The organism is Microvirga pakistanensis (assembly GCF_004458765.1).
Lineage (GTDB): Bacteria > Pseudomonadota > Alphaproteobacteria > Rhizobiales > Beijerinckiaceae > Microvirga > Microvirga pakistanensis.
Genome location: NZ_SPJX01000029.1, coordinates 17,047 through 31,204 on the forward strand (window position 1 = coordinate 17,047; position 14,158 = coordinate 31,204).

A 14,158-nucleotide genomic window follows, 5' to 3' on the forward strand; every position below is an offset into this window, starting at 1 on the left:
CCTATCCTTTTGCAGCGGCGCCCGCTCCGGCGTCGGTTACGCTACGCCGTTGTGTGGCAAGTCGCATGATATCTTCCTGGGTCGTTCCTTCAGCCGGCAGCTCGCCGGTCAGCCGGCCCTCGCACATGACGGCGATGCGATGGCTCATCCGGAGGATTTCCGGCAGTTCGGACGAAATCATCACGATGGCGCGGCCCTGGGCGGCAAGCGCATTCAGGAGCTTGTAGATCTCGTTCTTGGCGCCGACATCGATTCCGCGCGTCGGTTCATCGAAGAACAGGATCTCGCAGTCCCGCGCGAGCCATTTCGCGATGACGATCTTCTGCTGGTTTCCACCCGAGAGGAGACGGGTTTCCTGGGTCTCGGAAGGCGTCTTGATCCGCAATTGCTTGATGTAGGAGCGCGACGTCTCCCGGATTGCGCGCAGTCTCAGAAAGGTGCGAAGGGAAAGGAACCGGTTCAGGCAAGGCATCACGATGTTGCTCGCCACATCCATGCCGGTGGCCAGTCCGAACCGCTTCCTGTCTTCGGAGAGATAGCCGATGCCCAGGCGCACCGCGTCTCGCGGGGATCGGATTCTCACGGGCCGACCTCGGACGACGATCTCGCCGCCATCCAGCGGGTCGGCGCCGAAGATCGCGCGGGCAACCTCCGTGCGCCCCGCGCCCATCAGACCCGCGAACCCGAGGATTTCGCCTTTGCGCACGCTGAAGCTCACGTCGCGGATTGCCGAGCCGCGCCGGAGGTTTTTCACCTCGAGAACGACTTCATGCTGCGGCAAGTCGCGGACCTCAGTCTTCGTCTCCGTGAGACTTCGTCCGACCATCATGGAGATGATGGTGTCGACGGATGTCGAGATCGTCGGCACGGTGCCGACATATTCGCCATCGCGCATCACCGTGACACGATCGGAGATCTCCTTCAGCTCATCCATCTTGTGGGAGATATAGACGATGCCGACACCTTCCGCCTTGAGCTGGCGGATGATCCTGAACAGTTCGGCGATCTCTGCATTGTTCAGAGCTGCCGTGGGCTCGTCCATGATCAGAACCTTGGATCTGAAGGAGAGAGCCTTGGCGATCTCGACCATCTGCTGCTTGGCCACGGTGAGCTTGCCAACCTCGACCCGCGGATCGAGCCTCAGATGCATTCTCTCGAAAATCGTGGCTGCGTTCCGGTTCAGGGCCTCCTCGTCGAGGACGAGCCCGAAAGCCCGTTTGGGCTCACGGCCGATGAAGATGTTCTGAGCGGCGGTGAGATCGTTCATCAGGTTGAGCTCCTGATGAATGATGCTGATTCCGAGGTCCTGCGCCGCACGGGGAGAGGGGATGTCGACGGGAACCCCCTCGATGTGGATTTCACCGGTGTCCTTCGTATAGATGCCCGCCAGTATCTTCATGAGGGTGGACTTGCCAGCACCGTTCTCCCCCATGAGAGCGTGCACCTCACCGGGGAGAAGCTCGAAGCGAGCCTGCTTCAGCGCCTGAACACCCGGAAAGGCTTTGTCGAGATTGCGGATCGTAACGAGTGGGCTCATCGCGCTCGACCCGCCGTCCTACGCCCTGACGGTATGCGTGATGCAAGGCGCACGCCGCCGCTGCGACCGTGCACGATCGTCCTGGCGCATTCACAACGCCAAACGTCTGCGGAAAAGAGCAAGGTTCTGCCCTGGACCCGCATATGTTCCTCCCGACCGCCGGCCCCCGACGATCCTGAGCCCCTTGCGCCTTTCTCTGTTCGGCTCGAGCAGGCCGGACTTGACCGGAAGGCGGAGAGGCCTCTTCTTGTGGAGAGGATGATATTCATGAAGAGTTGCAGGACGCAACTGAAATGATTTCACTCGGCGTCAGCGGTAACCCCGTGGGTCGAACCCGGGGAACGTTCCTCAGGACGGGGCGATCTTTGCCCATACACCTTCTTGTCCGCCTGGGGATACGCCATAGCTTGGATACGATGCCGAGAGACCTGGCAATGAACGGAGTGATCCTATGGCGGAAGACCCGATCGAGAAGACCAAACTGGGACGCACGAAGCTTGCCGTAACGAAGATCTGCTTCGGCACCTCCTCCTTGGGCGACATGCCCGACACCTACGGCTATGCCGTGGACGAGGAGCGAGCCAAGAAGACGGTCGGCGCCATCTTCGACAGCCCCGTGAAGTTTCTCGATACGTCCCGGATCTATGGATTCGGCCGCAGCGAGGAGCGGATCGGCGAGGTCATCCGCGAACGGGGCGGTGTCCCGCGCGGGTTCGTCATCTCGACCAAGCTGGATCGCGATCCTGAAACAAACCGGTTCGACGCTTCCCAGGCCCGGCGCTCGTTGGAGGAGAGCCTGAAGGCGCTCGGCCTCGACCGGGTGGACGTCCTGCATCTCCATGATCCGGAACACACGGACTCGCTTGAGGCCACCACGGGTCCGGGGGGAGCGCTTCCTGAACTGTTCAAGATGAAGGAGGAGGGGCTGGCGACCGCCGTCGGTCTCGCTGCGGGGTCGGTTGATGTCATGATGCCGCTCCTCCAGGACTGGGATTTCGACGTGCTGATCACCCATAACCGGTTCACTCTCACGAATCGCAATGCGCATTCGATGATCGATTTTGCCTGTGCCAAAGGCATCGCCGTCCTGAACGCGGCTCCCTATGCGGGCGGCGTGCTGGCCAAAGGCTCGAGTTCCTACCGGCGCTATGTGTACCAGGAGGCGTCAGAGGGCACGCTGGATCCCATCCGGCGCGTCGAGGCGATCTGCGCCAAGCACGACATCCCACCCGGCGCGGCGGCCCTGCAGTTCTCGATGCGCGATCCGAGGATCACCTCCACGATATGTGGCGTAAGCCGGCCTGAGCGTGTCGAGCAGACGCTCGACTGGGCGCGCTGGCCGATCCCACAGGAGGTGTGGGATGAACTGGCGTCGCTGTCCTTTTCGACCGAGGACCCCGAGGCGACACGCGACTACAAGGCCGGGTAGTGGAGCATTCGAGGGACCCTCCGTCATGCTGAAGAACATCAATCCGCTTTTGTCCCCCGAGTTGCTGATGGTCCTGCGTTCGATGGGGCACGGCGACGATATCGCCGTCGTGGATGCCAACTTCCCGGCCGCCTCCATGGCGCAGCGTCTCGTGAGGCTTGACGGGGTGACGGCAACGGCCGCGACCGATGCCATCCTGTCGGTGATGCCTCTCGACGATTTCGTGCCCGAGGCGGCATGGCGGATGGAGGTCGTGGGTGATCCGCAGGCCGAACAGCCGATCTTCGGCGAGTTTCGCACCGCCATCGGCCATCACGCGGGCTCAGGTTTTCGTCTCGCGGCCCTTGAGCGTTTCGCGTTCTATGAGCGGGCCAAGGCTGCCTACGCCATCGTCTCGACGGGAGAAGCCAGGCTCTACGGCAACATCATCCTGAAGAAAGGTGTCGTTCGCGCTGGGTGATGAAGGTCATAGGACCCGACCCCGAGGTGCGGACACTTCATGAGGCTCAACGATGCGGATCGACGCTCATCAGCATTTCTGGCGCGTAAGCCGGGGCGATTATTCCTGGATGAGCCCCGATGTCGGAGTGCTCTACCGCGATTACTCGCCTGAGGATCTCCAGCCCCTTTTGGCCCGCCACGGGATCGATCGGACGATTCTTGTGCAGGCGGCCCCTACTGTCGCCGAAACCGAGTTCATGCTCCAGACGGCCGAAGGAGCCCCCTTCGTTGCCGGCGTCGTCGGATGGGTCGATTTCGCAGCCCCGGACGCCCCGTCAACCATGGCAAGGCTCGCAACCCACCCTCTGATCGTCGGCTTTCGTCCCATGGTGCAGGACATCCCCGACGATGATTGGCTCTTGCGTCCCGATCTGGCTCCGGCCTTTCGCAATCTCGTCGAGCGGCGGCTCGTGTTCGACGCGCTCGTCCTGCCCCGTCATCTGTCCCGGGCTCTCGTGATAGCCGACCGCTTCCCGGATCTATCCATCGTCGTCGATCACGGAGCCAAGCCCTTCATCCGGGAGGGACGCCTCGATCCATGGCGGGCGGACATGGCCGCCCTGGCGGCCCGTCCCAACGTCGCGTGCAAACTCTCCGGTCTGGTCACCGAGGCCCGGGCGGATTGGGCTGTGGATGACCTGCGCCCCTATGTCGATCATCTCCTCGACGTGTTCGGGCCCGAGCGGCTGCTCTGGGGCAGCGACTGGCCCGTGGCCAATCTCGCCGGTGGTTATGACCGCTGGCTGGCGGCAACGCTGGATCTCATCGCCACCCTGTCCGACGCGGAGAGGAATGCGATCCTCGGCGGCAATGCCGCCCGCATCTACCTGACGGGGCGCGGACGGCCTTAGGAGCAGGCTCAACTGGTCACTGCGGCGCGAAAACCTCGGGATGATCGGACGAGAAGTGCTCCAGTTCGTCCATCACTGCCTCCAGATGGGCTTCCATCGTGCGCCGTGCGGCCGCTGTGTCGCGGGCTTCCAGAGCCTTCAGGAGGTCCCGGTGCTCGGCAAGCGTCACGGCATGACGACGCGGGGAGGACAGGAGCTGCCGGACACGATCGATATTGGCGCGCGAGGCTTCGATCACGGCCGCGACCCGTGGCATTTCCAGGCTGTCCACGAGAAGGGCGTGGAAGGCGAGATCGAGGGCGTGAAACCGCGCTCTGTCGTCTCGTCCGACTGCCAGCTCCTGGGCCTGCAGATTCTCTTTCAGCGCTGCGAGAGCCGATGCGGGCAGGCGCTCGGCCGCTGCTTGTGCGACCATCGTTTCCAGAGCTTTGCGGATCAGCATCGACTCCTTGACTTCCGCCAAACCGATTCGGGCGGCGCGCGTGCCCCTCTGGGGTAGGATTTCGACCAGGCCCTCGGCCGCAAGGCGCGCAAGAGCCTCCGAGACCGGAAATCTCGAAACGCCGAGCCTGGCGCAGACGAGACCCTTGTCGATGAATTCACCTGGCGCGAAGTCCAGGGCCACAATGGCCGCCCGAAGCGAGCGCTCCACCTGCTCGGTCGTGTTCCCGCGAGGTCCCCGTTCGATGGGTTCGAGAAAGCTATATTGTTCTATCTTGTCGATCATTTTCACGGCGCTAACATGTTAGCTGCTCCGGCAGGCGGACGCTACCGTCTTGTCGGGTCCCATGCGAGCCGATGCGCTCGTCCATGCTCACCAACCGGCCAAAGAGCCGGATGTCCTGGGAGAAACGCCAGCATGTCCTTCGTGACCCGCCGCCTAATGCTTGGCCTGACGGCCGCCATTGCCCTGACCCTGCCGGTGCTACCGGCCGGCGCGCAGACGAAGCTCAAATGGGCCCATGTCTATGAGACCTCGGAGCCTTTCCACACGCAGTCCGTATGGGCTGCGCAGGAAATCGCCAAGCGCACCAATAACCGCTACCAGATCGACGTCTACCCGGCTTCGCAGCTCGGCAAGGAAAGCGACATCAACCAGGGCCTGTCCCTCGGCACTGTCGACATGATCATCTCCGGTCCGAGCTTCGCCGCCCGCAGCTATCCCCCGGTCGGCATCGGCTACTATCCTTATATCTTCCGAGACGCCAGTCATCTTCTCGCCTTCGCGAAGAGCGACGTGTTCAAGGAGCTGGCCAATGGCTACACCGACAAGACGGGCCACCACATGGTCGCTCTCACCTATTACGGTGTACGTCATACCTCCACGAACAAGCCGTTCAAAACGTGTGCGGAGATGAAGGGCCTCAAGATCCGCGTGCCCGACGCGCCGGCCTACCTAGCAACACCACGATCCTGCGGCGCGAACACGGCGCCGATCGCTTTCGCGGAGGTTTATCTCGCGCTCCAGAACGGCACCGTCGATGCTCAGGAGAATCCGCTGACGACGATCGAGGCCAAGAAGTTCTTCGAGGTTCAGAAGCATATCGTGCTCACGGGCCACATCGTCGACCATCTCGCGACCATCATCTCCAAGCAGCTCTGGGCCAAGCTGTCGGATGAGGACAAGAAGATCTTCGCCGAGGTCGCCCAGGAGGCCGCCGTGCGCGCTTCTGCCGAGATTCAGGCCAAGGAGAAGGAGCTCATCGAAACCTTTAAGCAGAAAGGGCTGACGATCACCGAAGTGAACAAGGACGAGTTCAAGGACGCGGTGATGAAGAACGTCAGCTTGGAATCCCTCGGCTACCGGAAAGCGGATTACGAGAAGATTCAGGCGCTGAAGTCGGAAGGTCTCTGAGAAGCTCGACAGGGTCGTCGTGCGGCGACCCTGTCGGCCCATTGGCTGGGTGTTCTGCCGGATGGTGCCGCCATGGCTCCGAGGATGAGGTTTATTGATCGATGGTCACTGAAGTCCATGCTCAAGTGGATGCCGAAAAACTGGCTCAAACCTTCGATGAGAGCGAACATGCGCCCGTCGATCTTTCCGAATACGCCTTTGAAGACTGGCTCGCGCTGGGGCTGTTCTGGGCCATGGCTGTTGCCGTTTTCGTGCAGTTCTTCACGCGCTACGTGTTGAACGACTCCTTTGCCTGGACGGAAGAGATCGCCACCAATCTCAACGTGGCCCTGGTCTTTGTCGGATCGGCCATGTGCGTGCGCATGAGCCGTCACATTCAGGTCGACTTCGTCTACCGGTATGTCCCGGCGGCTCTCGGTCGCGCCCTGGCGACCTTGGTCGATCTCGCGCGCCTTGCGTTCTTCGCCTATGGGGCGGTCCTGATCTGGCGTTTCATGAGCATCGTCGAAGGCGAGCAGATGACCACGGTCAATCTGCCGAAGAACCTGACTTATGCCTTTGTTTTCATCGGCTTTCTTCTAATGTGCTTCCGCTCGATCCAGGTGGCGATCGCCAACTGGCGGCGTGGCTATTCCGTGCTTGAGCGGCCCGAAGCCTTCGATGCTCCCGTTGTGGCAGAAACCTGATGCTGATCCTGCTTGGTTCCTTTCTCGTCCTCATGGTCCTCGGGTTGCCCGTGGCCGTTTCCATGGCGGTTGCCTCGCTGCTCTACATTCTTGCCACGGGCGTCGTGCCGGACGTGATCGTGGCGCAGCGCATGATCGCTGGCGTCGAGAGCTTTCCGCTTCTTGCGGTCCCGTTCTTCATCCTTGCCGGCAACCTGATGAACATCGCCGGCGTCACCGGCCGCATTTATTCCTTTGCCGTCGCCCTTGTCGGATGGATGAAGGGCGGGCTCGGCCAGGTGAACATCATCGGCTCCGTGATCTTCTCAGGCATGTCCGGCACGGCGATCGCCGACGCGGCAGGTCTTGGCACGATCGAGATCAAGGCCATGAAGGACCACGGCTACTCGACCGAGTTCTCCGTTGGGGTGACGGCGGCGTCGGCCACGCTCGGACCGATTATTCCGCCCTCGTTGCCTTTCGTGATCTACGGCATGATGGCGAATGTCTCGATCGGCGCGCTTTTCCTGGGCGGTCTCATCCCCGGCGTGTTCATGACCATCATGATGATGGCGACCGTCGCCTATTTCGCCCACAGAAACGGGTGGGGGTCGGACACGCCATTCTCCTGGCGCCGATTGGGAAGCGCCAGCATCGAGGTCGTGACGGTTCTGGCCTTTCCGGTTGTCGTCTGGCTCCTGGTTCAGGCTGGGCTTTCGACCAACTGGGCCATCGGCGTCGGACTCGCGATCCTCCTGGCATTGGATTGGTACTTCGATTTTTCCGCCGTCATGGCGCTCATGGCTCCGGTTATCCTGATCGGCGGCATGACGCTCGGCATCTTCACCCCAACGGAAGCGGCCGTGGCGGCGGTGATTTGGTCTCTGTTCCTGGGGCTTGTACGCTATCGCTCCATGACGTTCAGGAGCCTTGCGAAGGCGACCTTCGACACGATCGAGACGACCGCGTCCGTGCTCTTCATCGTTACGGCCGCATCGATCTTCGCCTGGCTCCTCACGGTCAGCCAGGCGGCGCAGCTTCTCTCCGATGCGATCCTCGGCCTGACCCAGAACAAGTGGGTTTTCCTGCTGCTGGCCAACATTCTCATCCTGTTCGTCGGCTGCTTCATCGATACGATTGCGGCCATCACCATTCTCGTGCCGATCCTCCTCCCGATCGTGCTCAAGCTCGGCATCGATCCGGTCCATTTCGGCCTGATCATGGTTCTGAACCTGATGATCGGTCTGCTTCATCCTCCCCTCGGAATGGTTCTGTTCGTGCTTGCAAGGGTGGCGAAACTCTCCGTGGAGCGGACAACCATGGCGATTCTGCCCTGGCTGGTGCCCTTGATGATCGCGCTGCTTGCGATCACCTATATTCCCGAACTGACTCTCTGGCTGCCGCGACAGGTAGGCCTCGGGCGATGACGGCCCGGCCGAGGCTATCAGATTAGAATCACCATTGATCGAGAACATCATGACATCCCCCCGCACGATCCGCCTCTCCGCCGACGACAATGTCGTTATCGCCATCGACCTCGTGAGCCAGGGGGATACGGTTTCGGATCTCACCGCACGCGAGCGCATCCTGCGCGGCCATAAGATGGCCATCGAGCCGATCCGGGAGGGCGAACCGGTCCGCAAGTTCGGCCAGATCATCGGGTTCGCCAAAGCTCATATCGCACCGGGGGAATGGGTGCATGAGCACAATGTCGGCCTGCACGATTTCGAGCGTGACTACGCCTTCTGCGCGGAGGCCCGCGACGACGATCTGCTGCCGCCGGAGATGCAGGCCACCTTCGAAGGCTTTCGGCGCGCGTCGGGGAAGACCGGAACCCGGAACTATCTCGGCATCCTTACCTCGGTGAACTGCTCCGCCTCGGTCGCCCGGTTCGCCGCAGCGGAGATCGAGCGTTCGGGGGTTCTGAAGGACTACCCGGGCATCGACGGGGTGGTGGCGATCGTCCATGGCACGGGCTGCGGCCATGCGGCCTACGGTGAAGGATTCGATATCCTGCGGCGGACCCAGTGGGGCTACGCCAGTCATCCGAACTTCGCCGGCGTCGTCATGGTCGGCCTCGGCTGCGAGGTGTTCCAGATCGGGCGCATGAAGAAGGAATACGGCCTGGAGGAGACGGAAACCTTCCGGACGCTGACGATCCAGGAGACGGGCGGCACGCGCAAGACCGTCGAGGCGATCACGGCAGGAATCCGCGACATGCTTCCTATCGCGGCCCGCGCCAAACGTGAAACGCGCCCGGCTTCCGAATTGGTCCTTGCCCTTCAATGTGGCGGGTCCGACGGCTATTCGGGCCTGACGGCGAACCCGGCGCTTGGTGTCGCGTCCGACCTTCTGGTGCGTCACGGTGGCACGTCGATCCTGTCCGAGACACCGGAGATCTACGGAGCCGAGCACCTGCTGACCCGGCGCGCTGCGACCCGTGAGGTTGGCGAAAAGCTCGTCTCCCGGATCCGCTGGTGGGAGGAATACACGGCCCGCAACGGCGGGGAGATGAACAACAATCCATCTCCTGGAAACAAGGCGGGCGGCCTCACGACGATCCTGGAGAAATCCCTCGGTGCCACCGCGAAGGGCGGGCGCTCGACCCTGCGCGCCGTCTATGAATACGCCGAACCCGTGACGGAACACGGCTTCGTCTATATGGACACCCCCGGCTACGATCCGGTGGCAGCCACCGGCCAGGTGGCAGGTGGGGCAAACCTCATCGCGTTCACCACAGGGCGCGGCTCCGCCTTCGGGGCCAAGCCCGTGCCTTCGCTCAAGCTCGCAACCAACTCCGACATCTACCGGCGCATGCAGGAGGATATGGACATCAATTGCGGCGATATCCTCGACGGAGTCTCGCTTGAGCAGAAAGGTGCCGAAATCTTCGACAAACTCCTGCGGGTCGCATCGGGTGAGCACACGAAGTCCGAAGATCTCGGCTACGGCGACCTTGAATTTGTTCCTTGGCAAGTCGGCGCCGTGATGTGATCTCCGAGGTGATGGCCGACAGGCGGGTGCTCCGAGGCTCCTGGAGCATTATTGGCGCAATGGATCCGGTGCGACGTCCAAAATGCGGTGAACCAGAGAAGGGGAGCTGATTCCACACCAGTGGAATCAGCTCTGGTCGCTTCGCGTGGAACTCGTTGCACCGTACCCTGCGCGTCTGAAGATGCCCTCCCGTTTGACAGGCCGTGCTCAAAGGAAGGTGATTCAATATATCGCAACGGCGTCGATGTCGGGCACCAAGCACCTCACGAGTGGAGAAAAACAGCCATTCCGGGGCTTAGTGCCAACCAGCTTGCATTAATGAGGCTTGCTTCATTCTCCGCCCATCCTATACGAAGTCAGGCCCGATCCATTTCACTCTCCTCTGACTTTCATGACCGTTCGCCGTCGTTTTCTCCTCGCCTCATCCCTGGTCCGCCTCGTCCAGCGCCAACGGGGTGGCCTGCGCCAGATCGAGGGCTTCTTCCCGGAGCAGTCGGGTCGCGCGGCCTCCGTTCGTCTCGAGGAGAACCGGGCCCTGCTGATCCTGCGAATAGCCAATCCCGAGGGGGAAACGGAGGAACAGACAGAAGTCCCCATAGCCCATGCCCATGCTCTCTTGGATGTCTGCGCCGGCGAACTCGCCTATGACCGCACGAAGCTCCAGATCGGTGAGCGGGCTGCCCTGATCGATCAGGTGATCCACCCCTGCGACATACACCTCGCAACAGTTGAATTCGAGACCGAGGGCGAGGCGAGGGATTTCCGGCCGCTGGCCTGGTTCGGCCCGGAGGTGACGGGTGACAGCCGGTACACCAACAAGGCCATTGCACTTGGGCGCCTCAATGGGCCGTCCGACATTCCTTTGTCCAACATGGCTCTCAACGGGTTGCTCGACACCCTCGAGAACCGCTTCCCGGAGCAGTCGCGAGCGCATCTGCGCCGGCCTGCCTCAAGCCAAGGTGCTGCGGCCAAGGCTTCGCCGCGCCATGGGCAAACACAAGGCTCATCCAACAAGGCCAATCTGGACGAGATTGAAGAAGCCATCATGCGCGAAATGGAGTTCACCCTCCAGAACAAGCGCTCCTGAGGCCGCGGGAAAATTAACCTGACATCAAGTTCATCCCGGCATGGTGCCGTCTCACGACAAAGGAGACGGCACCATGACTCAATGGCATCACCGGGACCGGGGACCGATTACCGAGGAGAAGCTCCTCAAGGCCGTCCATATCCTCGCCGACATCGTCGAAAAGCAGAGTCCGGCCTTCCGCCCGCTGTATCACGACGTTCGGCAGCAACTGGCCGAGTACCGGCTGCAAGAGAAAGCCGACACGGCGGCGGCTACGATCGCGTCCCTGACTGAGAACAAGGTCGCCTAGTCGGAAGAAGATCTGCCGGTCGGAGGTGGGCGACTGCGCCGCTTCGGTCGGTTTGCGGCCGCCACGGTCTCGGAGGCCGCGTCGTCCCTCAGAACATTTTTCGGCGAAGTGGATCCGGTTCTCCGCAAAGAATGCGGCGAACTAAAGAAGAGAGATGATTGCCCGTCCGTGAAACAGCTCTAGTGAGCGACGTCCGCCTCAAGCGCCTCATGCCGGATTTCCTCGGTGAGTTGCGCTTTGAGGGCCGAGAATTCCGGCGTGGTCTTCATGGTGTAGTGCCGGGGGTGGGGAAGCTCGACCGAGATATCGGCCTTGATCCTGCCGGGACGCGCGGACATGACGACGACGCGGGAGGCGAGGAAGATCGCTTCCTCGATGTCGTGGGTGACGAACAGGACGGTCTTGCGCTCACGCTCCCAGATGCCGAGCAGCAATTCCTGCATGAGACCGCGCGTCTGGTTGTCGAGCGCTCCGAACGGTTCGTCGAGGAGCAGGATCGCCGGGTCGTTCGCCAGCGCACGGGCGATGGCGGTCCGCTGCTGCATGCCGCCGGAAAGCTGCTTCGGATAGTGGTTCTCGAAGCCCCGCAGACCCACCTTCTCGGTATAGGACGCCACGATGTCCTGGCGCTGCGACTTCGGCATCCCCTTCTCACGCAGGCCATAGGCGATGTTTTCGGCAATCGTCAGCCACGGGAACAGGGTGTAGGACTGGAACACCATGCCGCGGTCGGCGCCCGGTCCCTTGATCTCGCGACCATTGAGCAACACACGCCCGCCACTGGGACGATCCAAGCCCGCCACGATGCGCAGCAACGTGGATTTGCCGCAGCCGGAAGGGCCCAGAATCGTAATGAAATCATTCTCCGCCACCTGCAGGTTCGTAGGCTCCAGCGCGCGCACGGGGGTGCCGCCACGCACGCCCGGAAACACCCGCGAGACGCTGTCGATCTGAAGGATCGTGCCGGTCATGCGAGCCTCCACGGGAAGAGCGAGCGATTGAGGGCCTTGAACAGAAAGTCGGAGATGAGGCCGATCACGCCGATCACGATGATGCCGAAGATCATCTGTCCCGTCGCCAGCAGCGCCTGACTGTCGATGATCATGTGGCCGATGCCGGAGGAGGAACCGATGAGCTCGGCGACGATCACATAGGTCCAGGCCCAGCCGAGCACGAGCCGCAGGATCTCCGCGATCTCCGGAGCATTGGCGGGAATGAGCACGCGCCTCACCACGCTCCGGTCGCTGGATCCCAGGGTGTAAGCCGCCTCGACGAGATCGCGCCGCGTGTTGCCGACTGCGACGGCCACCATCAGGATGATCTGGAAGACGGAACCGATGAAGATGACGAGGAGCTTCTGCATCTCGCCGATGCCCGCCCAGAGGATGAGCAGGGGAACGAAAGCCGAGGCCGGAAGATAGCGTGCGAACGATACGAAAGGCTCGAGGAACGCCTCGAACGACTTGTAAGCGCCCATCATGATCCCGAGCGGCACGGCGATGACGGAGGCGAGAACGAACCCACCGACGACGCGCCACACGGTCACGCCGATATCGCTCATGAAACCAAAGCGCGTGAGAAGCAGCCAGCCATCCTGCACCATGGTGATCGGATCGGCCAGAAACGTACGGGAGACGAAGCCTCCCAATGTCGCGAAAGCCCAGGCCGCGAAGAAGAGCACGAAGAACGATATGCCGAGGACGACGCGCGTGCCCTGGCTGACAGGTTCGAGAGGACGAGGCATGGGCAATCTGTTCTGTCTCCCGGCCAGGACGGTGCCTGAACCGGGAGAGCAATGAGGATGGATGATTTCGGCGATGTCCGGGTCGACGCGACCCGCCGTCGCTCCTGAGCCTAGTGCTAACGAATGAAGCTCGTATCCGCCAGAGCTTCCATATCGGGCTTCTGCTTGATGACGCCGATTTCCAGCAGCAGGTCGGCGGCCTCGGCCGAGAACGTCTTGAACTCGCTTTCGAAGAACTTCTTGTTTGCCTCACGATCCTGCCAGCGCAGGAACTTGGCGGACGCCCCGAAGGCCTCGCCCGTCTGCTTCACGTCCGCGCCCATGATTTCGTAGGACTTCGCCTGATCCTTGGCGATCATGTCGAGAGCCTCGAAATAGCTGTCGGCCAGAGCCTTCGCAGCCTTGGGATTCTCGCTCAGGAACTTCGGCGTGCAGCCGAACGTATCCATCACCATCGGGTAGTCGAGCGTGGTGGCGATGATCTTTCCGGCCTGTGGCGCGGCCCGCACCGAGGAGAGATAAGGTTCATAGGTCATGGCCGCATCGTTCTGCCCGGCGATGAAGGCCTGGGCGGCCGGTCCCGGCTCCATGTTGACAACGGTCACGTCCTTCACGGAGAGGCCGTTCTTCTTGAGCATCCAGGAGAGGGCGAAATAGGGCGACGTCCCGGGCGCGGAGGCCGCGACGGTCTTGCCCTTGATGTCCTTGATCGAGGCGATGTCGTTGCGCACCACCATTCCGTCAGCGCCGTAGCTCTTGTCGAGCTGGAAGATCTGCTTGGTGGGAACGCCGTTCGCGTTCCAAACGACCCAGGTCTCGACGGTGGTGGCGGCACATTGCACGTCGCCGGACTGGATCGCGAGATGGCGGCTCGCCTGCGGAATCTTCTTGATCGTCACGTCGAGGCCGTTCTTCTTGAAGATGCCGGCCTCCTTGGCGAGGGTCAGGGGCGCGAAGCCCGTCCAGCCCGAGATCCCGACGGCGACCTTGGTCTCCTGCGCCGAGGCGGGGCCGATCGCCAGGGCCAGGATAGCCAGCCCACCCAATACCGATTTCATGGTTACCTCCATCCGATCCGATCCCTTGCCCGTTCTGTTCCGCTGTCCGATCAGGACCTGCGGACCGAGCTTTGTTCTCCAGGCCGGCGAATGCCACCACGCCCGCGCGTCAATGTCAAATGTCTAGACATTTATGCCTGCTGCTGGT

General features: G+C 62.0%; 14 protein-coding genes. 9 read left to right on the top strand and 5 right to left on the bottom strand.

Annotated elements, in window-relative coordinates; genetic code table 11:
* Nucleotide 1: 1 nt before the first annotated feature.
* Entirely contained in the window at nt 2-1,537 is a 1,536-nt protein-coding gene (locus E4K09_RS01710; protein ID WP_134494647.1) for a sugar ABC transporter ATP-binding protein, read from the bottom strand.
* A 451-nt stretch (nt 1,538-1,988) separates the two neighbouring features.
* Here E4K09_RS01710 and E4K09_RS01715 point away from each other — a divergent pair, with 451 nt between their 5' ends.
* Genes E4K09_RS01715 through E4K09_RS01725 form a run of 3 tightly spaced genes read left to right on the top strand, consistent with a single transcriptional unit; the run spans nt 1,989 to nt 4,318 of the window.
* A complete protein-coding gene (locus E4K09_RS01715; RefSeq protein WP_134494649.1) occupies nt 1,989-2,966 on the top strand; it encodes an aldo/keto reductase in 978 nt (325 codons plus the stop codon).
* A gap of 25 nt (nt 2,967-2,991) precedes the next feature.
* Nucleotides 2,992-3,426 carry an RbsD/FucU family protein gene (locus tag E4K09_RS01720; RefSeq protein ID WP_134494651.1) on the top strand — a complete coding sequence of 145 codons (435 nt, stop codon included), beginning with the start codon at nt 2,992-2,994 and terminating at the stop codon, nt 3,424-3,426.
* Between the two features lie 52 nt (nt 3,427-3,478).
* A complete protein-coding gene (locus E4K09_RS01725) occupies nt 3,479-4,318 on the top strand; it encodes an amidohydrolase family protein (protein WP_134494653.1) in 840 nt (279 codons plus the stop codon).
* Nucleotides 4,319-4,334: 16 nt separating this feature from the next.
* Here the strand turns inward: E4K09_RS01725 and E4K09_RS01730 are convergent, their stop codons facing one another.
* On the bottom strand, nt 4,335-5,045 hold the full coding sequence (locus E4K09_RS01730; RefSeq protein WP_134494655.1) for a GntR family transcriptional regulator: 711 nt from the start codon (nt 5,043-5,045) through the stop codon (nt 4,335-4,337).
* A gap of 156 nt (nt 5,046-5,201) precedes the next feature.
* Here E4K09_RS01730 and E4K09_RS01735 point away from each other — a divergent pair, with 156 nt between their 5' ends.
* From E4K09_RS01735 to E4K09_RS01760, 6 genes are all read left to right on the top strand, one after another.
* Nucleotides 5,202-6,173, top strand: a complete 972-nt coding sequence (locus tag E4K09_RS01735) for a sialic acid TRAP transporter substrate-binding protein SiaP (RefSeq protein ID WP_134494905.1) — start codon at nt 5,202-5,204, stop codon at nt 6,171-6,173.
* A gap of 101 nt (nt 6,174-6,274) precedes the next feature.
* Nucleotides 6,275-6,859, top strand: coding sequence for a TRAP transporter small permease (locus E4K09_RS01740; protein WP_134494657.1), 585 nt, complete (start codon nt 6,275-6,277; stop codon nt 6,857-6,859).
* The gene (locus E4K09_RS01745) at nt 6,859-8,265 is read left to right on the top strand and encodes a TRAP transporter large permease (RefSeq protein WP_134494659.1); all 1,407 of its coding nucleotides are present in this window, start codon (nt 6,859-6,861) and stop codon (nt 8,263-8,265) included. The genes E4K09_RS01740 and E4K09_RS01745 overlap by 1 nt, the downstream gene beginning before the upstream one ends.
* A 49-nt stretch (nt 8,266-8,314) precedes the next feature.
* Nucleotides 8,315-9,832 carry a UxaA family hydrolase gene (locus E4K09_RS01750; RefSeq protein ID WP_134494661.1) on the top strand — a complete coding sequence of 506 codons (1,518 nt, stop codon included), beginning with the start codon at nt 8,315-8,317 and terminating at the stop codon, nt 9,830-9,832.
* 391 nt (nt 9,833-10,223) lie between these two features.
* Nucleotides 10,224-10,919 carry a hypothetical protein gene (locus tag E4K09_RS01755; RefSeq protein ID WP_134494663.1) on the top strand — a complete coding sequence of 232 codons (696 nt, stop codon included), beginning with the start codon at nt 10,224-10,226 and terminating at the stop codon, nt 10,917-10,919.
* 73 nt (nt 10,920-10,992) lie between these two features.
* The gene (locus E4K09_RS01760) at nt 10,993-11,208 is read left to right on the top strand and encodes a hypothetical protein (protein ID WP_134494665.1); all 216 of its coding nucleotides are present in this window, start codon (nt 10,993-10,995) and stop codon (nt 11,206-11,208) included.
* A gap of 179 nt (nt 11,209-11,387) precedes the next feature.
* Here the strand turns inward: E4K09_RS01760 and E4K09_RS01765 are convergent, their stop codons facing one another.
* The 3 genes from E4K09_RS01765 to E4K09_RS01775 form a co-directional block, all read right to left on the bottom strand.
* Entirely contained in the window at nt 11,388-12,179 is a 792-nt protein-coding gene (locus E4K09_RS01765) for an ABC transporter ATP-binding protein (protein WP_134494666.1), read from the bottom strand.
* Nucleotides 12,176-12,952, bottom strand: a complete 777-nt coding sequence (locus E4K09_RS01770) for an ABC transporter permease (protein WP_134494668.1) — start codon at nt 12,950-12,952, stop codon at nt 12,176-12,178. Before E4K09_RS01770 ends, E4K09_RS01765 begins: the two co-directional genes overlap by 4 nt.
* A gap of 116 nt (nt 12,953-13,068) precedes the next feature.
* Nucleotides 13,069-14,010: an ABC transporter substrate-binding protein gene (locus E4K09_RS01775; protein ID WP_134494670.1), complete on the bottom strand. Its 942-nt coding sequence runs from the start codon at nt 14,008-14,010 to the stop codon at nt 13,069-13,071.
* Between the last annotated feature and the right edge of the window lie 148 nt (nt 14,011-14,158).